The 24,906-nt window shown below is 43.3% G+C and carries 19 protein-coding genes and 3 pseudogenes; 10 read left to right on the forward strand and 12 right to left on the reverse strand.

All coding sequences use genetic code 11. From position 1 onward, the window contains the following. Positions 1-25 precede the first annotated feature (25 nt). Both HEQ19_19595 and HEQ19_19600 read left to right on the forward strand, forming a co-directional pair. On the forward strand, positions 26-979 hold the full coding sequence (locus tag HEQ19_19595) for a stage II sporulation protein M (GenBank protein WYM01373.1): 954 nt from the start codon (positions 26-28) through the stop codon (positions 977-979). Between the two features lie 663 nt (positions 980-1,642). Further along, on the forward strand, positions 1,643-3,994 hold the full coding sequence (locus HEQ19_19600) for a hypothetical protein (protein WYM01374.1): 2,352 nt from the start codon (positions 1,643-1,645) through the stop codon (positions 3,992-3,994). 183 nt (positions 3,995-4,177) lie between these two features. Here HEQ19_19600 and HEQ19_19605 read toward each other — a convergent pair whose 3' ends face one another. Further along, on the reverse strand, positions 4,178-5,122 hold the full coding sequence (locus tag HEQ19_19605; protein ID WYM01375.1) for a DUF4351 domain-containing protein: 945 nt from the start codon (positions 5,120-5,122) through the stop codon (positions 4,178-4,180). A 172-nt stretch (positions 5,123-5,294) separates the two neighbouring features. Then, positions 5,295-5,474, reverse strand: a pseudogene (locus tag HEQ19_19610) (HAD family hydrolase). Between the two features lie 80 nt (positions 5,475-5,554). On the opposite strand from HEQ19_19610, the gene HEQ19_19615 reads away from it, so the two are divergent. Together HEQ19_19615 and HEQ19_19620 are read left to right on the forward strand one after the other, a co-directional pair. Further along, positions 5,555-6,862: an Nramp family divalent metal transporter gene (locus HEQ19_19615; GenBank protein WYM01376.1), complete on the forward strand. Its 1,308-nt coding sequence runs from the start codon at positions 5,555-5,557 to the stop codon at positions 6,860-6,862. Positions 6,863-6,954: 92 nt separating this feature from the next. After that, positions 6,955-7,338: a hypothetical protein gene (locus HEQ19_19620; GenBank protein ID WYM01377.1), complete on the forward strand. Its 384-nt coding sequence runs from the start codon at positions 6,955-6,957 to the stop codon at positions 7,336-7,338. Positions 7,339-7,587: 249 nt separating this feature from the next. On the opposite strand, the gene HEQ19_19625 is transcribed toward HEQ19_19620, so the two are convergent. From HEQ19_19625 to HEQ19_19640, 4 genes and pseudogenes are all read right to left on the reverse strand, one after another. Continuing rightward, positions 7,588-7,770, reverse strand: a complete 183-nt coding sequence (locus HEQ19_19625; GenBank protein WYM01378.1) for a hypothetical protein — start codon at positions 7,768-7,770, stop codon at positions 7,588-7,590. A 375-nt stretch (positions 7,771-8,145) separates the two neighbouring features. Further along, positions 8,146-8,403: pseudogene (gene tnpA / locus HEQ19_19630) on the reverse strand (IS200/IS605 family transposase). A gap of 107 nt (positions 8,404-8,510) precedes the next feature. Beyond that, entirely contained in the window at positions 8,511-9,818 is a 1,308-nt protein-coding gene (locus HEQ19_19635; GenBank protein ID WYM03512.1) for an NF041680 family putative transposase, read from the reverse strand. A 352-nt stretch (positions 9,819-10,170) separates the two neighbouring features. After that, a pseudogene (locus tag HEQ19_19640) lies at positions 10,171-10,299 on the reverse strand (transposase). Between the two features lie 14 nt (positions 10,300-10,313). Between HEQ19_19640 and HEQ19_19645 the strand changes: the two are divergent. Then, positions 10,314-11,558 (forward strand): transposase, encoded by a 1,245-nt coding sequence (locus HEQ19_19645; protein ID WYM01380.1) that lies wholly within the window; start codon positions 10,314-10,316, stop codon positions 11,556-11,558. Between the two features lie 7 nt (positions 11,559-11,565). Here HEQ19_19645 and HEQ19_19650 read toward each other — a convergent pair whose 3' ends face one another. After that, on the reverse strand, positions 11,566-11,808 hold the full coding sequence (locus HEQ19_19650) for a hypothetical protein (GenBank protein WYM01381.1): 243 nt from the start codon (positions 11,806-11,808) through the stop codon (positions 11,566-11,568). Between HEQ19_19650 and thrC the strand changes: the two genes are divergently transcribed. After that, positions 11,776-12,867, forward strand: a complete 1,092-nt coding sequence (gene thrC, locus HEQ19_19655) for a threonine synthase (GenBank protein ID WYM01382.1) — start codon at positions 11,776-11,778, stop codon at positions 12,865-12,867. The genes HEQ19_19650 and thrC overlap by 33 nt on opposite strands. A 268-nt stretch (positions 12,868-13,135) precedes the next feature. Next, entirely contained in the window at positions 13,136-14,605 is a 1,470-nt protein-coding gene (locus tag HEQ19_19660) for a pentapeptide repeat-containing protein (protein WYM01383.1), read from the forward strand. A 434-nt stretch (positions 14,606-15,039) separates the two neighbouring features. Here HEQ19_19660 and HEQ19_19665 read toward each other — a convergent pair whose 3' ends face one another. The 3 genes from HEQ19_19665 to HEQ19_19675 form a co-directional block, all read right to left on the reverse strand. Next, complete coding sequence (locus HEQ19_19665) at positions 15,040-16,257, reverse strand: M20 family metallopeptidase (protein ID WYM01384.1); 1,218 nt, start codon at positions 16,255-16,257, stop codon at positions 15,040-15,042. A gap of 279 nt (positions 16,258-16,536) precedes the next feature. Further along, entirely contained in the window at positions 16,537-16,980 is a 444-nt protein-coding gene (locus HEQ19_19670; protein WYM01385.1) for a type II toxin-antitoxin system VapC family toxin, read from the reverse strand. 11 nt (positions 16,981-16,991) lie between these two features. Then, positions 16,992-17,402: a hypothetical protein gene (locus HEQ19_19675; GenBank protein WYM03513.2), complete on the reverse strand. Its 411-nt coding sequence runs from the start codon at positions 17,400-17,402 to the stop codon at positions 16,992-16,994. Between the two features lie 699 nt (positions 17,403-18,101). Between HEQ19_19675 and HEQ19_19680 the strand changes: the two genes are divergently transcribed. From HEQ19_19680 to HEQ19_19690, 3 genes are read left to right on the forward strand one after another with little or no spacing between them, the layout of a single operon-like run. Then, complete coding sequence (locus tag HEQ19_19680; protein WYM01386.1) at positions 18,102-22,223, forward strand: choice-of-anchor L domain-containing protein; 4,122 nt, start codon at positions 18,102-18,104, stop codon at positions 22,221-22,223. A 41-nt stretch (positions 22,224-22,264) separates the two neighbouring features. Then, the gene (locus tag HEQ19_19685) at positions 22,265-22,435 is read left to right on the forward strand and encodes a hypothetical protein (protein ID WYM01387.1); all 171 of its coding nucleotides are present in this window, start codon (positions 22,265-22,267) and stop codon (positions 22,433-22,435) included. 28 nt (positions 22,436-22,463) lie between these two features. Beyond that, the gene (locus tag HEQ19_19690; protein ID WYM01388.1) at positions 22,464-23,087 is read left to right on the forward strand and encodes a PEP-CTERM sorting domain-containing protein; all 624 of its coding nucleotides are present in this window, start codon (positions 22,464-22,466) and stop codon (positions 23,085-23,087) included. Between the two features lie 204 nt (positions 23,088-23,291). Here HEQ19_19690 and HEQ19_19695 read toward each other — a convergent pair whose 3' ends face one another. Further along, a complete protein-coding gene (locus tag HEQ19_19695; protein WYM01389.1) occupies positions 23,292-24,197 on the reverse strand; it encodes an Rpn family recombination-promoting nuclease/putative transposase in 906 nt (301 codons plus the stop codon). A gap of 23 nt (positions 24,198-24,220) precedes the next feature. Further along, the gene (bioD, locus tag HEQ19_19700) at positions 24,221-24,901 is read right to left on the reverse strand and encodes a dethiobiotin synthase (protein ID WYM03514.1); all 681 of its coding nucleotides are present in this window, start codon (positions 24,899-24,901) and stop codon (positions 24,221-24,223) included. Positions 24,902-24,906: the final 5 nt, after the last annotated feature.

Here is a 24,906-nt window from a genome sequence, read left to right on the forward strand (position 1 = left end):
TTCAACCAAAATCTTCGCGAAATTTATGAATATTCAACGTTGGATAGGCCGACGAGAACCAAATTGGCAGCGTTTAGACGCTTTATTAAGGCAGATAGAACAAAAAGGACTCAAGTCACTAAAATCTGCCCAAATTCGCGAGTTAGCTAGTTTATATCGTTCAGTAGCCGCAGATTTAGCACGGGCGCGTACCCAACAAGTGGGCAATACTCTGATTCAAAGTTTACAATCTTTAACAACTCGTGGCTATACGCAGATATACCAAGGTTCGCGGCGCCACGAATGGGAAGCTGTGGTGGAATTTTATCGCTGGGGATTACCCAATATAGTCCAGCAAACATTCCCATACATTGCTACTGCTACGGCTTTATTCCTTTTGGGCGGAATAGTCGCTTGGTGGTATGCTTGGCAAGATCCAACGTTTATGTCGCTGATAGTACCCCAACAGTTAATTTCTCTGGTGCGAGATGAGCATAAATTGTGGATGGGGTCGATAGTCGGCATTGAACCTGTGGCATCTAGCAGTATTATGATTAATAATCTTTCGGTTTCCTTTGCGGCTGTGGCTGGTGGGATGACCGCTGGGGCTTACACTGCCTATTTGATGGTATTTAATGGTTTATTGATTGGTGCTATTGGTACTTTGGTGGGTCAAAATCAACTGGCTTATCCCTTTTGGGCGTTTGTTTTTCCTCACGGTTCCCTAGAATTACCCGCGATCTTTTTTGCTGGTGGTGCGGGATTTTTACTCGCAAAAGCGATTTTATTTCCTGGTCAATATCGTCGGGGTGATGCGCTAAAATTATATGGTTCCCAGGCGGTTAAGTTAATTTTTGGGATTGTGCCAATGTTGATGATTGCTGGCACTATTGAAGGCTTTTTTTCTCCTAATCCTAGTGTACCAAGTCCGATTAAATATCTGACTGGAATGGGATTATTTGTGCTGTTGGTGATGTATTGTCGTCGTCAGCGGACGTGAATTACAGCAATTTTCATCGATTTGAACCACGCATACTCGTAGGGGCGCAAGGCCTTGCGCCCCTACCGCGTGGTCTATTTACCTGAAAATTGCTGTAATTTTGGATTTTGGATTTTGGATTTTAGATTCACCCCATGCATGAATGCTCTTTATTGAACGCACCCCATCTAAATCAAAGATTATAGATGGGGATTCGTGCGCTAAGAAGCTGTAATACTTCTTGAGCGTTACCAGGGTTACTGGCGTTCTCAGTGTGTCGTTAGAACTTTCGCTTACGAACACCCTAGTAAAAAGTATTATTAATATAATGACTTTTTACTCGTTATAAACAATTAGTGAAATTGGTCTATGTCTCCGGCTGTAAAGCTTTTACAGTACCGCAAAAACTAATTATCAGAATTATAGCATGAAAGAATAATTGTTGCTGCGCGTTTTATACTGGTTTCGCTTACCCCACCTAAAATGTAGATATTTTTATAGTATTTTTAGGTGGGGACTGCGCGAAACATTTTTGTTCAATGGTCAATGGTCAATGGTCAATGGTCAATGGTCAATGGTCAATGACCAATGACAAAGGACAAAGAACAAATGACAACATTGAAAAGCGGGAGTATAAAAGAAAAAGCACTGAGCGTATATCTCCTGGATTGACTGAGAACTAATATGGCAAATCGGTCGGACAAGCTGACCCACAGATCCCTTCGATCAAATCCACCTCGTACAGGTGCAATCCAACATGTGCCCAAATTACCCCAGAAAAAAGCTCAAGGGGGAAATTGGCTATCATCGATGCTGGCGATCGCACTTCTGATCAGTAGCGCAGGTTTATTTATTACTTTTGCCTGGATAAGTATTCTCTTTATCTTTAATCCACATCAAATTACCTGGCTGAATAAATTTTTACCGGAATGGGCGCAAATCTCTTTCGGTAATAGCGACAGTCCCCAAACTCTCAAACAAATTCAACTCAGCTTGAGTCAACAACAACAAATAGCTGGGGAAACCATAGTTTTGGATCAGGATAAAGACGATTCGTTTTTACTGCCAGTTTTTCAGCAGCGTCCTAATTGTTTGTCTGATTGTCAATACTTAGTTGAATTGCGGGTTTATCAGCGCTCAGATGATTTGGAGTTTCAATCCCAGCCGCAAAAATACTATCACCTCGTCACCCAACTGTCTGTAACTGGACTAGAGGAATCTTTTGTCCTGGCTCCCTTGAACGGAAATGAATTAGAACATCAAGATTCTAGCATTTCCTTACCGTTAAATCAAGTCAAACGTTTTGAAGGTGAGGCGCCAACCCCAGGGATTTGGTTTGATTTGCGAGGACAGCGCCAAGAAGGAACAGGGGCGATTGCCTATGGTAATATTGTCTATTACAATCCCCAACGTCAAAATCTCCAACAGCTATTGTCTTGGACAAGTCCCAATGGACAACTACCCAAATGGCAACAGGTGACTGGTGATGATGTCAAGGAGTTGGTTATTGATCAAACAGTTGGTTTAGAACCACGCTTGCGGGTTTATCAAGTCAAAGCTACGGAATTATTCCAAAATCCTGTGCAATTGGCGGAAATTTCCCTCACACGCCAAGACTTGAAAGATTCTGCTTATCAAGACGCCCTATTACTCGCCCGTAGTGGACTGTGGACCCCAGCCTTTGAGCGATTACAATATATGCTCAAACAGCGAAAACCAGTCATATCAGCGGACGTGCAAGCACAAATTGATATAATTCGCAGGCACTCCCAACTTACCAAAATCCAAGCCGAGAAAAATTGGGCAAGTCCTGGTCAACAAGTATTGGCAGATTTGATTGATGGTCGCTGGGAGAAAGCTTTACAGGTATTTGAAGCATCTCCACAGAATTTACAAGAAGTTGTCACTCTCCTCAAAGCCGATAGCGGACGATTGTGGAATCGTACAGCCGCTGGCTTGCGAGTAGACCCCAATCGACCCCAGGTGCAGGCTTGGGGGTGTCTGATGGTTGCAGTTCAGCATGGGGAACAACGGGCTAATTCCTGGTTACAAGCACAACCCAAAATTACCTCAGAAACTCTTACCTATATTCAAGGTCTGTTAGGCAAGCTAAATGGTGAAGTCACAACACCCCAAGTCTCCTCTAATCAACTTAGCAGAATTATCGGTTCTGTACAACCCCTGACTCAAGTTACCAGCGGTGAGTGGATACAACCAGACCCAACAGCCGACCTCACACTCACAGATAACGAAGTTTGGTATCAAGTAGAAGTGAGTGCATTTAATGACGGGAAACGCTGGCTAAATTTCCCCTTTGGGAATTTGCAATTACCAATCTGGGAAACTTTAGGCTTGAGTTTTGACCCGACAATCCAGATAGTTATCTGGCTACCCAACGGCGAACAGCAAACCACCATCGCTACTGTCAAAGCGGTACAATTGCAGCATGGGGTTTTGCGGCTATTAGCTGCAGGACAACCAATTCCCGAAAATCAACCCGAAAAACAAAATCATCCTCTCCAACCGCGACCTTTAGCCCTGACAAATAGTGCCCTAGAATGGGTACAGCCATCTCCCATTACTCTGTCCCAACTACAGCAACAAGATCCACAAAAGGTGAAGGCGATTCTACCCACTATGTGGCGATATTTACAGGAATCTGGTCAAATTCCCGATGGTGCTATGCCTAGTTTGCCACAGATGCAACAAAAATTAGGCTATTGGCCAGTTCAAGTGATTGATTTAACCAATAACGCCAAGCCAGAAATCGTCCTGACTATCTCCGCCCAAGCCATTGCATTGTTGAAGCAGTCAGCATCAGAGACTCAGGAACCGGAACAAAATTCATCCCGTCCACGTACCTTGATTCTGTCTGATAGTGGTAAAGTAATTTATACAGATTTTCAGCAAAATAACGGACAATTACTCACTGCGATCGCCCAGATTGCAGAGGGGGAATCTCCCGCTTTATTAGTCGAAAATGCCCATAACTACAGCCTCAAACGTTGGTCAGAAAAAAATCAGCGTTTTGAGTAATAGACATTACTTTGAAAAAAGAATGCTACAGATAAATTGCGTAGGGGCGCAAGGCCTTGCGCCCCTACAAAGGTCTCAATATGTTGCCAGATTTTAGTGGGCGTAGGGTGTGTCAAACCTAAAATATGGAAAACATATCAGTTGTCTAGTTTTCTGACGCACCCTACAAACAAGTGAAAAATATTATCCTGCTTGTTGGTTCAACCAAGCTTCTAAATCCGCTACCACAGCGAAATCTAATAACGCCTCTCCTAATTCCTCCAATTGTTCAATAGATAATCCTCGAACTCGTTCAATTAACGATGTATCAACCTCACCAAATCGACGATTTAGTTGACGTATAACTAGACGTTGTTCGCCTTCCTGTTGTCCTTCTTTTTTTCCTTCTTTTTTTCCTTCTTCTTTTCCTTCTTGTTTTCCTTCTTCTATGGCTCTGGCGCGGTCTTGCTGATAGAGTGGTTCTAATCGCATAACTAACTCCGTGTCATCTTCATCTAAATCTTGATTAATTCTCAAATTGGCGCGTAGGTTATAAACTAATTCGAGCGTTGCTTTCTGGTATGGATGATTTAATGGTAGCGCTTCCAACTCCACAATCGCCTGTGATTGCACAGTTCCCCTAGCTAAAAGTCGTAACCACAACGTCTCTGGTGTTTGCGGTAATTGATGAATCACTACAATTGCTGCCCGTAATGCATCGCCGAGAAAGTATACTCCTGATAACCACCCCTCTTTTTGGTTAACGTTAAAGCTAGATAATACTGCTGCGGATGCAGTTGGAGTCAGTACCCACAATTTAGGTATTTTCTCTTCTGGGAGTTTGGTTTTATTTCCCTTAGCCTCTCGTCTTAGTCCAGCTTTTACTTCCAATGATTTTAGAACACAGTCGCAGATTTCATCAGCAGTAGCTGCATTCCGAAATGGCTCGAAGATTGCTGGATATTCGGCAAATCTTCCTAGCAAGCCTAAGATGTGTAAACTAGGGTTTGGTTGTGCTGATGGTGTGAATAACACATCGATTTCTTTTATCTCTCCGGCAACTTTTACACTGGAGTTAACCTCCCCATAATTTTTTAATAATTCTTCCAAATAGTCCTTGGCGAATTTGTCATGAATAAAGCGCGTCATTCAATTTGATTTGTTGGTTGTAAATAATATTTTATCTGGTTCAAGTTGCAATATTGAAAAAAACTCTGAAAAAATATTTCAGTTACTTAAGTAAACGAAAAATAAAAATCAATACCGTTCAGTTAAGGCTTGATCCTCCCTAACCCTCCTTAAAAAGGAGGGAATTAAGCCCCCCTTCCCCAACCATACCTACTACCCCATCTCGGCGCATGTGTTGAATTTCTTGGAGTTTATCTTGTGGTAGCAGTTCTGCTTGATACTCTGTAATGCCAACTTGTTGGGCAATTTGCTGGGCTACAGGGGTGCGATCGCCTGTTAGCATCACCAATCGTTTTAATCCCAGCCGCTTCAATGATGCACCTAGAGGTTGATGTTGAACCCTGATTTTATGAGATTATGAGAAGAATATGAAAAAATTTACCCCCAAAACAAATGACTCGTCCCGAAAATCGCCCCAGTCTCCCTGAAAACTACCGCAGTATTAAAATTCCTAACGGTAAAGGCTTTTGGCGCAAAATGCTGGCCTATGCAGGGCCTGGGTATCTGGTTTCAGTTGGATATATGGACCCAGGAAACTGGGTAACAGATATTGTTGGCGGTTCTAGGTTTGGCTATACCCTGTTGTCAGTAATTCTGCTGTCGAACCTGATGGCGATATTGTTGCAATCGCTGTGTGTACGCTTGGGTGTTGCTACGGGGAAAGATTTAGCCCAGGCTTGTCGAGACTATTTCAGTCAAAAGGTGAACTTTACTTTGTGGGTACTGTGTGAGATTGCGATCGCCGCTTGTGACTTAGCAGAACTACTAGGAAGTGCGATCGCCCTGCAACTTTTATTCGGTATTCCTTTAGTATGGGGAGTGTGCATCACTGCCCTGGATGTCCTGGCATTGCTATTGTTGCATCATAAAGGTTTTCGCTATACAGAAGCCTTGATAACAATGTCGGTAGCAACCATCGGCATCTGTTTCATAGCACAAGTTGTGTTTTCCAAGCCCGATATGAAGGGGATTTTGTTAGGATATCTGCCCAAGGCAGAAATTTTACAAAATCCGGAAATGCTCTACATTGCCATTGGCATTTTAGGCGCAACAGTGATGCCCCACAACCTATATTTACATTCTTCTATTGTCCAAACCCGTGATTGGGAACCTACTACTGAAAAAAGATGGGAAGCGATCAAATTCGGCATAATTGATTCAACTTTTGCGCTGTCGTTGGCACTGTTTATCAACTCAGCAATTTTAATTGTTTCAGCTGCAACATTTCATTTTTCCGGTCATCAGAATGTAGCAGAACTACAAGATGCATACAAACTGCTGTCACCATTGTTAGGCGTTAGTGCTGCAAGTGCCATTTTTGGAATAGCCTTACTTGCTTCTGGTCAAAGTTCCACACTGACTGCAACCCTGGCTGGACAGATTGTGATGGAAGGTTTTTTAGAATTTCGCCTTCCATCATGGTTACGGCGTCTAGTTAGCCGCATGTTAGCGATCGTTCCAGCCTTGATGACAATTATTATCTTTGGAGAACATAGTACCAGTCGTCTTATCGTTCTCAGTCAGGTTATACTGAGCTTACAGTTACCGTTTGCAGTGATTCCATTGGTGATGTTTACTAGCAACCGTCGCTTAATGGGTGAGTTTGTCAATCCCTTATGGCTCAAATTTTTAGCTTGGGGAGTTGCTATTGTTATCGTCATGCTCAATGTTTGGTTGTTATTACGAAGTATTTTTGGTTAACGGGCATAATGAAATCAAATTAGTGCCAAAATTCACTTGATATTTGATAATGAATCGAATAACCTAGACTGTCATATCCTTTTAGGAAATTTATGAACAGAAAACTCATACTTAATTTGCTCGCCAGTTCCTCGATTTTTACATCATTAATATCCACGCTGGGGATAATCAATCCTGCTCACGCTAGTGTTAACCTTAACCAGCGATTAATGCACACCGGTGACGGTCGTACCTGTATCACTAATCCTCACGGTCTTAAGGATTTTGTGTGTATTCGAGATTCCCAGAGAGATCCAAAGGCAGCTCCTGCACGCAAATCGATGGTACTCTCAGCACAGCCGTCTGATAGCACAGTTGCAGAACTTAATTTTACACATGAAGAAAGCGAGGCTGCAATTAGGTTATTTAAGTGCGACTGTCCGTATTGCATCAATTCTTTGCGACAGTTACGTGGTACTGGCAACTTGGTGTACTAATTATTATCCGTATTCTTCAACGTAAGTGCCATTTCGGTTTGTATAAACAGGCACTTCATTTATTAGGGCACGCCTAATTCTTCTATTGTAGGAATTACGCATGAGTAACGAAAATCAAGGGTTTGGGTTGGGCATGGGGCAGGAAAAATTAACCAATGCCCTATGCCCGATCTCCACGAATAGCCTAGTGCGTAAGTCCTGTACTGATATCAGTTGGTCAATCCCAAGGATCTAAAATCTAGTGATTTATTAGTCTAGGGTATTGGTAGTTAGCTTTTGCTGTTTGATATCTTGCAACTGCTGCAACAGAGAATCTACCTCTGCTTGCAGGTTCATCAATTTAGCTTGCTGGTCGTCTTGATAGTAAGACTTGTTTAACTGGCTGGCAAGTACAGACTGGGTATTACGTTCAGAAACACTAGATTTTGACATAGGTAATTTTAAAATCACAACTCGACTCACACCATTAAAGATATTATAATAATGTTGTTTTAAGTTTTGTTAAATGATTGTATAGTTTCAATCATTTACTTTAATAGGTTTGAGCTTTTACAATGAGAGACTACAATTCCCAAGACTCTGTTCCGGAAAAATGGACTGGAGACTGGGTAACAAATCCGTCCAGAAGCTGTCGTATGTATACCACAATCTTTAATAATTGCCAATCCATCTAAACTGCGAGGTACTCCCGCCAGAACGGTACTCCGTTTGGCGGTGAGGGGGATAGCAGGGCAGTAAGGAATCCCACCCCCGACCAATTTTGACCACCGTTCAAAGAGGTGAGTGGGGTGGGTGACGAATTGCCAATTACTCCGCAATCTCACTCTGATTCTCGACATATTTTTTAACTTGATCAACGGTAACACCACCTCCGCTAGCAACGAAATAAGCACCTGTCCAGAACACGGGCTTGCTATAAATTCGATTAACAACATCAGCAAACTCTTTACGAATTAATCGACTTGAAACAGTTTTAAGGTTGTTAACCAGCTTACTGATTTCAACATCTGGTGGGAAGTCAATGACCAGGTGAACGTGGTCTGGTTCACCGTTGAAATCTGTTAACTTGCTACTCCACTTATATCAACTGGAGTTTAGACTAAGCTATGCAAAACGACCCAGCAGGGCTGAGTTAATCAGAGACTTAGCGAAATTATGAATAATCTTTAGTATTAAACCGCAACTGATGGCTCTTTACGTGGTCGTGTTACGGTTTTTTTTACAATCGGGCATCGGTTTTTACGGTGGCGCTTTTTTCCTGCTTCCCAACCAGGGGACTTTCCGCGAGGTTTGGGTGGAAGGGCTGGAGTACCAATCACCGCAAAAACTCCACCCATAGCTTGAGCGACTCGTCCAGGAGTCAAATTATCGAGTGACTTCTGCCAAGGTAAAGGATTATCAGTCACGATATCACGGGCTAACCACAATTCCCAAGTCATTAGAGGCATTAGGTCACTCCAGCGCTCACACTGCTTAGGAGTACTTAACTTGGGCGCAGTCCAATGTAAGCGTTGTTTCAAAAAACGATACCAGTGGTCAACGGTAAAGCGACGCAAGTAAAGACACCAAACTTCCTCTAGTGGTGGCATTTCTTCTCCAACCCAAGCTAACCACAAAGGTTTGGACACTCGTTCATTGCCTTGTGCGTCGAGACGTTCAACCCTAATGAGTAACATCGGACGCGCTGCCGCTTTACGAAAATGTAAATTCTTCCAGAGGCTAACCCTTACTCGTTGTAGTTTCGGATCATCCAATTCTAAAACAGATTCTGCATCACTCCATGTCGTGGATTCATTAAGTTTGAATTTAGACCCGTGTTTCTTGGGACGTCCCTTACCCGAATAAGCTTCAGGCTCACCCCATAAACAAAGATTTGAGCGCAATCGTACCAAAATATCTGCGGGAATACTGGCAGTTTTTAAGACAAAAGGCGCACACCCATATTCACTATCCCAAACTGAAATCGCTCTGGTGGGTAAATATTTACACACCTGTTTTAGTTGCCAAATCGCTTTTGAGATTGGACTTTCCCCACTTGTGATCCGTTCATGTCTCAAAGGTAATGCCCAACTACCGGAATCCTCTGGTATCCAAGCAATTGTACTGTATCCTTGACCAATGGTAATCGGTTTATTTCCTGCTATGGATGTGCCACTATGCTCATAAGTTCTCTCTTGCAGTGTTACGGCATCCGGACGCGACCAGTTAGTATGATCTCCAGCCAAAAGTGGACGCCCCTCTACTGGCATTTGTTTGATGTATAACTGCATTAATTTCTGTCGCTGCGGTCGGCTATCTTGTAGCGCCTCATAGATACTTGACCACTTGCGTCTAAATACTGGTGATAAAGATAAGTCGGCTAAGGAGTAAACATTCCGGGTCAGCAATATGGCATCTGTTAATTCAAATGTCGCGTCTTTGGCTCTACCTAAATGTTTGTAAGCTAATTGACGAAACTCTTCAAGTCTGGCACGTTTCATATTGGCAGGTGAGTAATGGTAGTTCGTTATCTCAGCTTCTGCCTTCATGGGGACTGTGTTCAATCAGACTCCCCTTTTTTTCTTGATCATTCCCCATCTAATCTCCAGCGTGTTGATAATGATAATCAAATAAGGGGGGGTGGGAGAGAAACGAGCATTACTCGTTTCTCTCCCACCCTTTCCATGATTATCATTATTGTTTTATTTTTTAAACATGCATACTACATAATTATTAAAGATTGCGGATGCTTTGAGGCTGACTTCTCGAATATTTTTAACCGCTAATTCCATTTGGTTTGCGTTCTATCATATCGCTTTTAGTCTAAACTCCAGATATCAAGGGAAGAGCAAGTATTTCATACAATCTTTTTAGAATCTCTTGGTTGATAACCTGGCGCCGATATTTGGTCACTAGCACCAAATGAATGTTAAGAGAGTAAATACAACGGTAGCCTTTGTTATAACTCACAGCACTAAACATGATATAATCACTCTATGCTACTAACTTATCAGTACCGATTGCAACCAAATCCTGAACAGGTGGCGACCTTGAGCCACTGGGGGGAATTGTTGCGCCGTCACTGGAACTATGCTTTAGGAGAGAGATTAGATTACCTGCGCCGCACTCGTTCATTGTTAGATCAATGTAGCCTGATATCTGAGGCAATTGGGGATATTCCCAGCAAGGTAGATTACTATTCACAGGCTGCCAATTTAAAGGAGACAAAATCATTGTTTCCTGAATACAAAGACATTTATGCTGACTGTCAACAACAGAATTTGATGCGGTTGGATAAAGCCTGGAAACGGTGGTTAATTCCTGATAAAAACGGCAACAGAGGCGGTAAACCTAGATTTAAAAAACAAGGTGACATCTGTTCTTTTACCTTTCCTAGGGTCAACAGCCCTAAAGCTGGAGCTTATGAAGTTGGCAACATTTTAAAGTTGTCGAAAATTGGGGAAATTCCAGTCATCCTGCACCGTCCGATACCTAATGGCTTCGAGATTAAACAGGCAACAATTGTTTGTAAATCTGATGGTTGGTATGTAAGTTTTGCGATTGAAGATAACACTGTTCCGACTTCCTTGCCGATTGATGAAATTAAATCAGTTTGCGGAATTGATGTCGGGCTAGAGAAATTCTTAACTACTAGTGATGCCCAAGCAATTGCTGTTCCTCAGTTCTATCGCAAAGCTCAGACTGTTCTAGCCCGCCAACAGCGCAAACTGGCTAGGCTGGAAATTTGGTCTAAGAACTATCAGCAACAGGCGAATAAGGTTGCTAGATTGCATCTGCATATCGCTAGACAACGGAAAGATTTTCATTATTCTGTAGCTCATTATTTATGTACAACTTACGATTTAATTGGATTCGAGAAGTTAAATATCAAGGGTCTTGCTAGAACTAGATTGGCTAAATCAATACTTGACGTTGCATGGCGAACATTCTTGAATATATTGCAAGCAGTAGCGGTAAGACGCGGCAAGCATACAAGAGAAGTTGATGCCAGAGGCACTAGTATTGAGTGTTTTAATTGCCAGGAAAGAGTAGTTAAAGATTTGTCTGTTCGAGTTCATGATTGTCCAAACTGCAAGATTAGTTTGGACAGGGATTTGAACGCAAGTCTAAATATACTTAAACGGACGGTAGGACAACCGTTTGCTGCTTGCGGAGGCTTAGTCAGTAGACAGCCTGTGAGGCAAGAACTCTCATTTGTGAATTTGAGAAGCCCCCGTTAGACCGCTCTTAGCGGTTGACGGTGGGAGTTGTCACTGTAGAAAAATCCTCGGTGTAGTCATGCCTACACCAAAATAAATAATTTTCTGCTTGTGTTGTGAGCATCCGGTGGTGGAAGATATTTACAGTCGCCAGCGATGCACTGAGCGGTCGTTGTGTCCCCAGTCCCCAGTCCCCAGTCCCCAGTCCCCAGTAAAACTCAGAAGTTTGATAAATCCCGTGACTTTGAACCTGTCTGTTGCTAAATCTCATCGCCAACCTTGGCCTGGACTGATAGAAGCCTATCGTCAATACTTGCCGGTCAGCGAAAAAACACCGATTGTCACCCTGTTAGAGGGTGATACTCCCCTAATTCCAGTGCCGGCGATCGCCGAACGCATAGGAAGACAAGTGCGTGTGTTTGTCAAATACGACGGATTAAACCCCACCGGTAGCTTCAAAGACCGGGGAATGACAATGGCAATTTCTAAGGCTAAGGAAGCTGGCGCCAAAGCGGTAATTTGTGCTAGCACAGGCAACACCTCCGCAGCGGCGGCGGCTTATGCTAGGCGTGGGGGAATGAATGCCTTTGTCTTGATTCCTGATGGCTACGTCGCCTTGGGTAAATTAGCGCAGGCGTTGCTTTATGGGGCTGAGGTACTGGCTATTAAAGGGAATTTTGACCGCGCCCTAGAAATCGTCCGCGAAATGGCAGAAAACTATCCGATAACTTTGGTGAATTCGGTCAACCCCTACCGCCTAGAAGGACAGAAAACAGGAGCATTTGAAATTGTCGATGTTCTAGGCAATGCCCCAGATTGGCTGTGTATCCCCGTAGGTAATGCCGGGAATATATCAGCATATTGGATGGGGTTTTGTCAATACCATCAAGCAGGAAAATGCGATCGCCTACCCCAAATGATGGGCTTTCAAGCAGCTGGTGCAGCACCCTTAGTTAACGGTCAGCCAGTCGCCCATCCCGAAACCATAGCCACAGCAATTCGCATTGGCAATCCTGCTAGCTGGGAAAAAGCAGTTGCAGCCCAATCAGCCAGCCAGGGCAAATTTCATGCCGTTACTGACGCCGAAATTCTCGACGCTTATCGCTTGTTAGCATCATCTGAAGGCATTTTTTGCGAACCAGCCAGCGCCGCTTCAGTCGCCGGCATGTTACAGGTTAAAGACCAAATCCCCACAGGCGCAACAGTAGTTTGCGTCCTCACCGGCAATGGTTTAAAAGACCCAGACACAGCCATTAAACACAGTCACAGTCAATTTAAACAAGGCATTGAGGCAGAACTGGATGCAGTCGCTGAGGCGATGGGATTTTAGGAGCAATCTCAAGGGTAATCCCTCACGGATGCCCTATACCAAGCAGGAGACGATCGCAAAATTGGTCTACTAGATAATATACAACTCCTTAAGTCACAGTAGAATCAGTTAACTGATAACTAATTTTCAAATAAAAAATATTCTGCAACGCTTGACTAATCCCTAATCCCCAAAGTCTAAAATATATATTCAAATTTCCAGCTACATGCTATACTACTCTTCCCAATTATCTAAGTAATAACTCTTGGTTGTGAGGAAGATTTCTGCTATGTCTGGTAATAAGACAGGCGCACTCTTAAATTGTTTAATAGCCATAACAGTTATATTTGCCCTTTTGTTGACTCTGATTGTTTTTGCATTGTCCAATATTAAGGAATTGTCAATTCAGCAACAAATCCAATACGCACTTCAAGCATTAACGACTATTGCTATAGTGTTCCTGGGATTGGCAGTAATGATAAATGCTTACTATGGCGCCAAGCGTGCCCAAGCTTTGCATCAAAGTGCGATCGCTGCGGAGAAAAATCTGGAAATTGGGCTGCAAAATGCTAAAGTCTCTCAAGATAGACTGATTGCTCAACGTTTTATGGCGGCTATTGCCCATCTGGGACATGAAAGGACTGAAACTCGAACAGGCGCAATTTATGCTTTAGAACGAGTCGCACAGGATTTTCCCCAAGAACACTGGACAATTATGCAAATACTCACTGCTTTTGTGCGCGAGAACGCTCCCCTCTGTGAGGAACAGCAGCAAACTGAGGATGATTCACCACCTATATACTATCCTGAAAAAAGGGGCAGCGAGGATTTTACAGACAAGTTAGATTTGAACTATAATGGAATATTACCCAAACTTAGGACGGATATTCAAGTAGCTCTGACGGTCATTGGTAGACGCAATTCGCAGCCAGAGCAGGAAAATCAAAAACTGGATTTACGTAATATCGACATCAGGGGGGCTGACCTGCTGGAAGCTAACCTGAGTGGCGCTGACCTGCGCGGGGCTGACCTGTCTGGGGCTGACCTGCGTGGGGTAGACCTGTCTGGGGCTGACCTGGAAAGCGCTAAACTCTCCCGGTCGATTCTCTATGAAGCCAACTTGTTCAAAGCCAATCTCCGTGAAGCTAACCTATGTTTGGCAAACTTGAATCGAGCCAATCTCTGTAGTGTTAACCTGCGTTCTGCAAACCTGTCGGGAGCAAGTCTGCGTGCAGCTAATTTACAAGGGGCTAACCTCTATAAAGCCAACTTACAACAAGCAACCCTAAAAGTCGCTAACCTCTCAGGAGCAAAGTTATTTCTAGCTAACCTCTGCGGCGCAAAGTTGGGTAAAGCTAACTTGCACATGACCGGTCTGATTGGAGCGAATCTCCACGGGGCTAACCTCAATGGCGCCAACCTCTGTGGTGCTAATCTGAATGCAGCTAAACTACAGCAGACAGAGGTATTTTTTGCCAATCTCTCCCAAGCCAGTTTGACAGAAGCTGACTTGTATCAGGCAAACCTCATCGGCGTCAACTTTTCTGGGGCTATCCTCTATGAAGCCAACTTGTACCAGGCAAATCTCATGGGCGCTAACCTTGAGGGGGCTAACCTGATTGATGTTAACCTAGAAGGCGCAATCCTGACAGGAGTCAAAAACTTAGAATCAAAACAGATTACTATGGCAGTCGGCGATCGCACCACTCGCCTACCAGATTATATAGAAACCCCAACCCATTGGCGCAAATCTGGGTAGTATTTATGGCTAATAACCTTTAATTAATAGCTTGCATATAGGGCAGAAAAAATGGTCATAAAATTTTATTTTTAGCGATAAAGCCTCTGCGTTCTCTGTGCCTCTGCAGTAAAAAAAGTAATTTATTTAACCCCACATTCTGCACTTCGTTTTGTAATATGCCAAAATTACATTTTTGGGGCTAATAGTAGTTGAATAGCGATGTTTAATACCATTTCACCAAAACTCTGATACATATAGAAGCCAGTAGGGGCACGGCATTGCCGTGCCCCTACCAACGTATTTGTATCATACTTAAAGTGAAACGGTATAAGACGGGCTTTGCCTACGCCAAAAGCCCAAGCAATGCTAGTCTTAATAAGACCTCTTGCAAAAGTCCAAAAGAAGAACCCCACACCGCTGCAACGGATAAGGATATGGGGCTTATTTTTATATTAATTGAAAAATTTTTCCACGGTACGAACAAATATTTCCACACCAATTGGTAAGGCGGTTTCGTCAAAATCAAATCGGGGATGATGATGGGGATAAGCCAAATCTTTTGCTGGATTTGCAGAACCTAAAAAGAAATAGCAGCCAGGAACAGCTTCTAAAAAATATGACATATCCTCAGCAGCCATAGTTTGGCATTCGGGAACAATACCCATTGGGGTTTCAATTACTTCTTCTGCCACCGATCGCACTAGTTCAGCAATGATAGGATCATTAATTACGGGTGGATAAAGTGACGAATATTCTAACTTATATTTTGCCCCATGACTCTGACAAGTCCCGGCAATAATCTCTTCCACGCGCTGTTTAAAAAAGTCTTTGTACGCTGGATTAAAATACCTGACAGTTCCACACATATTCGCAGTGTCAGGTATTACATTTCGCTTACTACCAGCATGAAGTTTCCCTACTGTCACAACTGCCGAATCAATAGGATTGACGTTACGAGCGACAATGGTTTGCAGGGCATTGATAATTTGGGCAGCAACTACGACAGTATCAACAGTTTGATGCGGAATTGCACCATGTCCACCTTTGCCCAAAATTGTACAGTCAAAAGACTCGACAGCTGCCATCAATGCCCCACTACGGACACCTACGGTTCCTAAAGGCAAATTATTCCACAAATGCAAACCAATAATGGCGTCAACATCAGGGTTTTTGAGTACCCCAGCTGCAATCATTGGCTTTGCGCCGCCTGGTCCTTCTTCTGCTGGCTGGAAGATAATTTTCACGGTCCCGCCAAAATCGTCGCGATGTTGTTGGAGATAGTAAGCTGTACCGAGGGCGATCGCCGTATGTCCATCATGACCACAAGCGTGCATCACTCCATCATGCTGGGAGCGATAGGATACCTCATTGAGTTCTTGAATGGGCAATGCATCCATATCAGCCCGAATCGCCAACACTTTTTCGGAGGTGAGTTTGTTACCTTTAATGATAGCAACAATCCCAGTTTGGGCAATGCCAGTTTGATGCTCAATTCCCCATGCTTGTAACTTCTTTTCGATCAACTCTGCGGTGAGTGTTTCTTTAAAACCCAATTCTGGTTTTTGATGTAGCCGCCGCCGCCATTCTACCAACTCAGGTTGCAATGAGCGGATCGAGAGTCGAACGCGAGATAAGTCAACAGTAGATGGATGTGGGAAAGTGGAAACCATTGTGAATAAAAGCTAGTTTAACACAGCTGACTCAGGTTATTTTCTTAGTGTAAAGTAACCACCACTGACTTGGAATACCAAATACTGTAGAGCCTTCGAGTTTCATCGGTTAGGGCTACATTACAGCAGTTTTCACACAATAACCACACTCTCTTGGGCATAGCACTGCTGTGCCCCTACTTTGGTCTGTGGTTTAATTAACTGAAAACGGCTGTAAGAATCCCCGATCTGGGAGGAACCCGCACAAAAGTTCAAATCACAGAACGGATAGAGAAGCAATTAAATCCAGGATTCCACTGAAAAGTTGTAAACTTGCTGAATCCTAGTGAAGTCGCTGTCAGCAGAGACGAGAGTAATATTATGATAAATTGCTGTTGCGGCGATCCATAGATCATTGTCATCAAAACCGAGATCCTGAATGCGGGTACTACGGCGTTTGTTTTTTTCTTTTGGGGCAAATTGACGAAAAATGCGGTTCTTCAGTTGACTGTATATCTCAGCTATTTCTGTGTTGATCAGATAAATATCAATCTCTGTCAGGAATGCTTGAACCACTTGTAAATTCATCTCTCGACGCTCTGATTTTTCTGTCATGTAGAGCAACTCACCATAGCTAATGATGCTAATCCCAAAAGTATCTTGAGCATAGCTTTGAGCAGTTGCGACAACTTGAGGATTGTTGTTAATGAGATAACTACAGTGATTGGTATCCAGCAAATACATAAATTATTGGCTTAAAACTTCGCTTTTGAGCGGGTTGCATGAAGAAATGCTAGGCACTCCTCTAGGTCGTCTCCATGCCAAGTACCAGCAAATTTGAGCAAGTTTTGACCTGTAGAACCTCGTCGGATCATAGATTGAGAACGATCGCCACGTTGTTTTATTTCAGCGATCTTAGCGGTAAAATCCTCCGGTGGTTGTGCGTTCTTCTCATCCGACTCAGGAGAATCGGGCGGAATGTGTGCTTGCTCTAAAGATGCCAGAATCGAAGCTCCAGTGGAAGGTGATTTGGTCACTTCTGATTGAGATGGAACTGTTTTCTGAAAATCAAGAAATGCTAGATATTGCTCAACCTGGGTCAGTTGGTCATCTGGAAGTTGAGCAATCTGTTGTTGAAGTTGACGGCGGCGGTCAAGGATACTCATCGAACACCTCGCAAAACTGATCTTTTATTTTACTCGATTAGTACAACTTTCTTTACATTTCTTAATATATCTGCCAGTAAAATTTACCATATCCTTAAAAAATATTATCAACTTTTATGCAGTCAAATTTATCTGATTAGATAATTAAAGATTTCATGAATTTACGTAAGAGAGTATTTTTTCTTGCAGATAAATAAATTACATTGATTTTGATCATAAGTTTAATTTCGTACATGCCTTAAGGTGCGAAATGAGACTTATTTGCCAAGAAAATATCTGCTTTTGCTGCTTAAAAAGCCGTAATCACGTCTTCTAAGGTGCTTGACTTGCTTAAATTAAGTCTTTCCGTCCACCTTTATTTGGTGGGAAGAGTTTATTTGTTACTGTTTAGCATCGAATCTGTATACGTGATATTGCTTAATAAAATAGCAATTACGGAATCTTGGCTATACAGCACTCCTGATTTTTGAGATTCTTTATTTCCTTTGTGTGTACCCTGCGCCTGGCTTAAAGCGCTTGGCGGGTGGATAGTGCTGTTTTTTTTAAACCACAGTTCTCCTAAATTTGAGAATTGCTGCAGTGGCTTGGCATTAAATTGTCGATAGCTAAAGGACTGCGGGAAAAATGAAACGGTTCTAGTCCCTCCCGAAGAGGGGGGATATGAAAAGTCAGTAATTTAAATCGAAAGGGAACTTTTTTATGGCTTTGAATACAACCAATCTGAATAGCGTAACTCCCATAACTCTTGTCACCAGTTTAATCGGTGCTGGCGTGGAAGTAAGCAATGTAAGTTTTACGGGTAGTAATGTTGCGGGAGGGCTTTTTAGTCAAGGACTAGCAGCAGGTTTACGCATCGATCAAGGGATCATTCTTAGCAGTGGAAATATAGCTAATGCCATAGGTCCAAACAACAGTGGTAGTATCAGCACTAACAACGGTACACCAGGTGACACAAATCTAAATAACATAGTCGCTCCTCTAACCACAAATGATGCGGCAGTATTAAAGTTTGACTTTATTCCGGCATCTACCACTGCCAGCTTTGCCTTTGTGTTTGCTTCCGAAGAGTATCTTGAGTTTGTCGGTTCATCGTTTAATGACGTTTTTGCTTTTTTCGTCAATGGTCAAAATATTGCTCTCATTCCTGGTACGACAACGCCCGTTAGTATCAATACTGTCAACAATGTCAATAACTCGCAATTTTTTCGATCCAATGGTAATAACGCTTTCGATACTCAATTTGATGGTTTGACGACGATATTGAGTGCAGTTGCCAGCAATCTTACTCCTGGCATTCCTAGTACAGTAAAGCTGGCAATTGCCGATACAAGCGATAGTATTTATGACTCGGCAGTCTTTATTCAAGCAGACAGTTTTGGCAACCCAACTATTGTCACGCTGACTGCTACTGATGTCGACATCAGCGAAAGCACACCCCCCAATCCTGGGACATTTACTATCAGTCGGACAGGTAGCAGTGCCAGTCCTCTCACCGTGAATTACTCAATTTCGGGAACTGCTACTACCGCCGATTACAACCCCTTGCCTGGCAGCATAATTATTCCAGCTGGACAGGCTTCTGCCACGATTACAGTTACTCCCATTGATGATACTGTCCTAGAGGGGGATGAAACTCTAATTCTGTCATTAATTGATACTACCAGTTACGATCTCGGAACACCAAATAGTACCACCTTAGTCATTAAAGATAATGATCAGGGCATTACTTTAGGGGTAAATCCTGCCATTGTCACCGAAGATGCTACCACCAACCTGGTTTACACCTTCACCAGAATGGGAGTTACAACCAACGCTTTAACCGTCAACTATAGCGTTGGCGGAACTGCGACCTTCAACGCCGACTACGCCCAACTTGGTGCAGCAAGTTTCAACGGCACCACTGGTACAATTACCTTTGCCCCTAATGCAACTACTGCTACTCTCACCATTGACCCAACACTAGACACCATAGTTGAAAGTGATGAAACCGTTGCTGTAACTCTTGCCACAGGTAGTGGTTACAACATTGGTACAACAACCCCTGTCATTGGAACCATTGTTAATGATGACACAGAAGTTACTTTAACAGTCTCTCCGAGCAGCGTCGTTGAAGATCAGACAACCAACTTAGCTTACACCTTCACCAGAAAGGGAGTTATAACCAATGCTTTAACCGTCAACTATAGCGTTGGTGGTACTGCTACCTTCAACAGCGACTACACCCAACTTGGTGCAGCCAGTTTCAACGGCACCACTGGTACAATTACCTTTGATGCTGGTGCAACTACTGCTACTCTCACCATTGACCCAACACCAGACACCATAGTTGAACCTAATGAAACCGTTGCTGTAACTCTTGCCACAGGTAGTGGTTACAACATTGGTACAACAACCCCTGTCATTGGAACCATTATCTCCAACCAAGCGCCGACAAATCTCACGCTATCTCCGGTCAAAATTCCTGAAAATCAAGGAATAGTAGGCAATTTCGCCACTACAGACCCAGACCCTGGTAACACCTTTACCTACAGCTTTGTCGCTGGTATTGGTGACACCGATAATAGCCTATTTACCATTGCAGGTAATCAACTCCAAGCCAAAGCCCCCTTCGACTTTGAGGCTCAGGATAGTTACAGTGTCAGAGTCAGAACCACAGACAACAATGGTTCATTTTACGACAAACCCTTTACTATTACCGTTACCGACCTTAACGAAGCTCCGACAAATATCACGCTGTCTACAGTCAAGATTCCCGAAAATCAAACAACCGTAGGCAATTTCAGCACCACAGACCCGGATCTGGTTGAAACCTTTACCTACAGCTTAGTTTCTGGAACTGGTGACACCGATAACAACCTATTTACGATTGTAGGTAATCAATTCCAAGCCAAAGCCCCCTTCGACTTTGAAACTCAGAAACATAGTTACAGTGTCCGAGCCAAAACCACAGACAAAGGCGGTTTATCTTATGAGAAACCGTTTACTATTACGGTCTCCAACGTTAACGAGCCTCCAACAAATCTCACTCTGTCTAATACCAACATCGCCGAAAATCAACCAATTGGCACAGTAATAGGCTCTTTTGATACGACAGACCCTGATTTTAATGAGAGCTTTACCTACAGCTTAGTTTCTGGAACTGGTGACACCGATAACAGCAAATTTACCATCGACGGTAATCAAGTCAAAGCGAACGCCTCCTTCGACTTTGAAACTAAAAATAGTTACAATCTCCGAGTCAGAACCACAGACCAAGGCGATTCACCTTACGAGAAACAGTTTACGATTAACGTTACCGACGTTAACGAAGCTCCGACAAATATCAGTCTGTCTAATAACACTATTGCTGAAAATCAACCAATTGGCACAGTAATAGGCTCTTTTGATACGACAGACCCTGATTTGTCTGAGAGCTTTACCTACAGCTTAGTTTCTGGAACTGGTGACTCCGATAACAGCAAATTCACCATTGTAGGTAATCAACTCAAAGCTAACGCCTCCTTCGACTTTGAAGCTAAGAATAGTTACAATCTCCGAGTCAGAACTACAGACAAAGGCGGTTTATCTTACGAGAAACCGTTGACGATTAACGTTACCGACGTTAACGAAGCTCCGACAAATATCAGTCTGTCTAATAATACAATTGCCGAAAATAAACCAGTTGGCACAGTAATAGGCTCTTTTGATACGACAGACCCTGATTTGTCTGAGAGCTTTACCTACAGCTTAGTTTCTGGAACAGGTGACTCCGATAACAGCAAATTTATCATTTTAGGTAATCAACTCATAGCTACAGCCTCCTTCGACTTTGAAACTAAGAATAGTTACAATCTCCGAGTCAGAACCACAGATAAAGGCGGTTTATCTTACGAGAAACCGTTGACGATTAACGTTACCGACGTTGGGGACACATCTTTTGTCACTATCAATAGTACGACTATAGCTGAAGGGAATAGTGGTAGCCGCACCGCCAGCTTATTCGTGAATCTATCCAGTCCCAACACTGGGGTTGTGACTGTGGATTATGCAACACTTGATGGTAATGGAGCTAACAAAGCCATTGCAGGTTCTGACTACACCGCTACAAGTGGCACCTTAACTTTCCTTCCTGGTACTACTGAGCTAACCGTAGATATCCCCATTTTGGGTGATACAAATGTAGAGTCTAATGAGAGTTTCTTTGTTAACTTAACTAATCCTAATGGAGCAATTCTCGTCACCAGTCAAGGCACTATCAACATCTTGAATGATGATATAAATTTACCTCTCACCTTCGCAGGTACTAGTGGTAACAATGTGTTTACAGGTGGTGATGGGAATGACACTATCAGTGGACAAGGAGGCGACGATAACCTCAATGGTGGTGCTGGCAATGATATCCTCAATGGTGGTGCGGGTAAAGATGTCCTCACCGGTGGTGATGGTGGTGATAGGTTTGTCTACAACAACTTCACCGATTCACTATTTGCTAATCCAGATCGCCTTCGTAGTTTTAATCCCGGTCAGGGCGATCGCATAGATTTAGCCAATATTCCCACCGCTACCTTCAACGCAGGGAATATCTCTGCTGCCAATTTAACAGCTGCTGTCACTGCAGTCTACGCTGATGCTGACCCTACAACCCCAGGATCGCAAGCATTAGGCGCTAATCAGGCGGTGTTCTTTAGCTATGGTGCTACCGTCCCGACACGACGCAGCTATCTAGCTGTCAACGATAGCACCGCAGGCTTTAATGCTAACAGCGACCTGTTCATTGAGGTGACAGGAATAGTCGGTACTTTAACCCCTGGGTCATTGGTATCCAGTAATTACTTTGTCTAACTTCTCAGGGGAGTGCTGAGTTTTATCGTGGGGAAGAAGTTTTGGCTTCGGAACACGGAACTTCGACTTCGGAACTCGGAACTTCGACTTCGGAACACGGAACTTCGACTTCGGAACTCGGAACTTCAGCGAACGAACTCAAAACTTCACACTCCCCCCTTCCCTCATCTTCGTGCATCTCAAAACAACCCGCAACTGATACGCAAAAGTAAACCTTCAAACTACCTTTACCCAATGAATATGCTTTCTCAAATCAACTCCAGCAAATATCGCCATATCCTCAGCTTTGGTTTAGCAACTTCTGCTACACTGGGCATTATGTCTACTCTTCCTAGCAAAGCAACCGCTGCAAATCTGTTCAATGGTGGTTACAATGCTAGTAATTGGACTTTGACTAACACTAATGCTAATGGTACTGTAGACACCAGCAATGCCGCAAATGGCAGCGTCATCCTCACAGGGGGCGATAACGGCAGCAATTCATCTGGTATTACAGATTGGACTATCCCCATTAATCCATCTAGATCTGGTAATATTAGCTTTAATTGGAGTTATTTTACCTTGGATACTCCCGGATTTGACTCTGCAGGCTATCTTCTCAATGGCAACTATACGCCATTAGCCGTTAAAGATGGCGACCACAGCACGAACCCCGTATCGTTGAACGTCAACAATGGTGATACCTTTGGCTTTCGAGTGCAAACTTCCAGTAACAGCGATGGTGCGGGAGTATTGACTGTATATAACCCCTCCCCTGTCCCTGAACCTTTGACGATTTTAGGCTCGTTGACGGCTGCAGGATTTGGAATTGTGTTGAAAAGGAAGCGTTATAGCGTTTCTCGCCCTAGTGAGGTACATCGGTAAGGGCACGGCAGTGCCGTGCCCCTACATCGCGTGATACAATTGAGTACCATCACTGAATAGGAAGTGCTATAGGACTCATCTGTTGCGATCAAATTTGATCTGGTTGACCTAGGAGAGTATTTGTAGGTATTGTCCACCACATTCTGGTTTTGGTGGGCAATGCCCACCCTACTGTATTTCAACTTTTTTTTGGATAAAGATCAATTACAAAATTTGCCGCAATTCTTCAACAGTATTTGCTAATATTAAACTTCGTAAAATCCCTTGCAGTCGCTGTAAATCAGATATTTGGGAGATTTGAGGCATCAATTCCAATCCCTCGCTACCAAATTTCGCCTCTAGACTGGTTCGGATACTGGATATTATTCCCCGCGCTTCTCCCCGCGCTTCTCCTCGCGCTTCTCCTCGCGCTTCTCCCCGCGCTTCTCCTCGTGCTTCTCCTCGCGCTTCTCCTTCACGTAAAATTTCTTGATACCAGGGTGATTCACGTAATACAGCCATATCCCACCTCATGATTTCTTGAACTAAGGCACTCTCTAACACAAAATTAGCAAAAAAAGCTAAAACCGTCTCCAGTTGATTTAAGTCTTCATTCCCACGCAAAATTTGTAATGCTTCCCTAATGGTAGATTCGTCATCCCCTCCTTTCAGAATTGGTACAAAGGGAAGTAAAGATGGTAACGGTTGTTGAAAAGCAATATTCACATCAACTTCCCACAAATTAATCACGCGATATTCTTGAATCGCCCGTAATCCCGCAACATTCGAGGCAAAAGAAGTGGGGATTATTACATCATTTGTTGGTAGAATATTAATGAGTACGGGATAGGTAGGTAAGCCATATTTTTCTTCCGCCAGTGCTGTATAAGAACGTATTCGCCGGGGCATTTTGGCACTATAGCGTAATTGCAATTCGTTTAATACCAGAAATTCTCCATGTTCAGGACTATTAGCACGAATTAATACATCACTTTCTCTACTTATCCATTGAAATTCACCAGAGAGAATTTCCAGAGCGGTAATATCTGGAATTTGTGTTATCCATCGCACCCAATTATCGGGTGCTAGACTAATTAGTTTTTTGGTGCTAACATCTGCGGGTTTTGCCATTGTTATAGATGCACTTGGTATTTTTAACGCAGCAGAAAATCAACTAAATCTAAGTTTGATGTGATTTGGGCAAGTTTATCCAAATCATCTGGTTTATCTAGGTAAGGTAAGCAGCCTAAAATCGGGATATTAGTAAGCGATTGAATTAAATCTGGTGGTGTCAAGTCTGCTATTTCTTCATCAGTACGGGGTTGGGAGCAGTTAAGAATGATGCCTTTGAGATTGACTTTTGTTTGTCTAGCTAAGGCGACATTGGCCACTGCTTGGGCGATCGCCCCTAATCTGACTGGTACCACCAATACTGTTGGTAAACGCCATTGTCCAGCCAAATCTGCTACCGTTAATTCTGCAGTCACTGGTGAACCTAACCCTCCCAAGGTTTCTACTAAAACAAAATCACGACGCGATCGCAAGTTAGACAAACTTTGCCAAACTATAGCTAAATCTACATCACGATTTTCTTTGGCTGCGGCGATGGGAGGTGCTAGAGGTGCTTGAAAATATAAAGGTGTAATTTCTTGGGCTGTTTGTTCCAGCACAAACAGCTTTTGATACCACTCGCGATCGCCCACTCCCGATTGAATGGGTTTCATTATCCCCAAACTGCGCTGGGGGTAATATTTTTGCCAATATGCAGCCAACGCTGTTGTTAATACAGTTTTGCCAGCATCCGTATCAGTTCCAGTAATCAGTAGTGTGTTCAACAATC

The organism is Gloeotrichia echinulata CP02 (assembly GCA_038087035.1).
GTDB lineage: Bacteria > Cyanobacteriota > Cyanobacteriia > Cyanobacteriales > Nostocaceae > Gloeotrichia > Gloeotrichia echinulata.

What these genes read in the sequence shown, in the direction of transcription:
- HEQ19_19595 (WYM01373.1), top strand. Translation starts at nt 26, where the DNA reads ATGAATATTCAACGTTGGATAGGCCGACGAGAACCAAATTGGCAGCGT.
- HEQ19_19600 (WYM01374.1), top strand. Translation starts at nt 1,643, where the DNA reads ATGGCAAATCGGTCGGACAAGCTGACCCACAGATCCCTTCGATCAAAT.
- HEQ19_19605 (WYM01375.1), bottom strand. Translation starts at nt 5,122, where the DNA reads ATGACGCGCTTTATTCATGACAAATTCGCCAAGGACTATTTGGAAGAA.
- HEQ19_19615 (WYM01376.1), top strand. Translation starts at nt 5,555, where the DNA reads ATGACTCGTCCCGAAAATCGCCCCAGTCTCCCTGAAAACTACCGCAGT.
- HEQ19_19620 (WYM01377.1), top strand. Translation starts at nt 6,955, where the DNA reads ATGAACAGAAAACTCATACTTAATTTGCTCGCCAGTTCCTCGATTTTT.
- HEQ19_19625 (WYM01378.1), bottom strand. Translation starts at nt 7,770, where the DNA reads ATGTCAAAATCTAGTGTTTCTGAACGTAATACCCAGTCTGTACTTGCC.
- HEQ19_19635 (WYM03512.1), bottom strand. Translation starts at nt 9,818, where the DNA reads ATGAAACGTGCCAGACTTGAAGAGTTTCGTCAATTAGCTTACAAACAT.
- HEQ19_19645 (WYM01380.1), top strand. Translation starts at nt 10,314, where the DNA reads ATGCTACTAACTTATCAGTACCGATTGCAACCAAATCCTGAACAGGTG.
- HEQ19_19650 (WYM01381.1), bottom strand. Translation starts at nt 11,808, where the DNA reads ATGAGATTTAGCAACAGACAGGTTCAAAGTCACGGGATTTATCAAACT.
- HEQ19_19660 (WYM01383.1), top strand. Translation starts at nt 13,136, where the DNA reads ATGTCTGGTAATAAGACAGGCGCACTCTTAAATTGTTTAATAGCCATA.
- HEQ19_19665 (WYM01384.1), bottom strand. Translation starts at nt 16,257, where the DNA reads ATGGTTTCCACTTTCCCACATCCATCTACTGTTGACTTATCTCGCGTT.
- HEQ19_19670 (WYM01385.1), bottom strand. Translation starts at nt 16,980, where the DNA reads ATGTATTTGCTGGATACCAATCACTGTAGTTATCTCATTAACAACAAT.
- HEQ19_19675 (WYM03513.2), bottom strand. Translation starts at nt 17,402, where the DNA reads ATGAGTATCCTTGACCGCCGCCGTCAACTTCAACAACAGATTGCTCAA.
- HEQ19_19680 (WYM01386.1), top strand. Translation starts at nt 18,102, where the DNA reads ATGGCTTTGAATACAACCAATCTGAATAGCGTAACTCCCATAACTCTT.
- HEQ19_19690 (WYM01388.1), top strand. Translation starts at nt 22,464, where the DNA reads ATGCTTTCTCAAATCAACTCCAGCAAATATCGCCATATCCTCAGCTTT.
- HEQ19_19695 (WYM01389.1), bottom strand. Translation starts at nt 24,197, where the DNA reads ATGGCAAAACCCGCAGATGTTAGCACCAAAAAACTAATTAGTCTAGCA.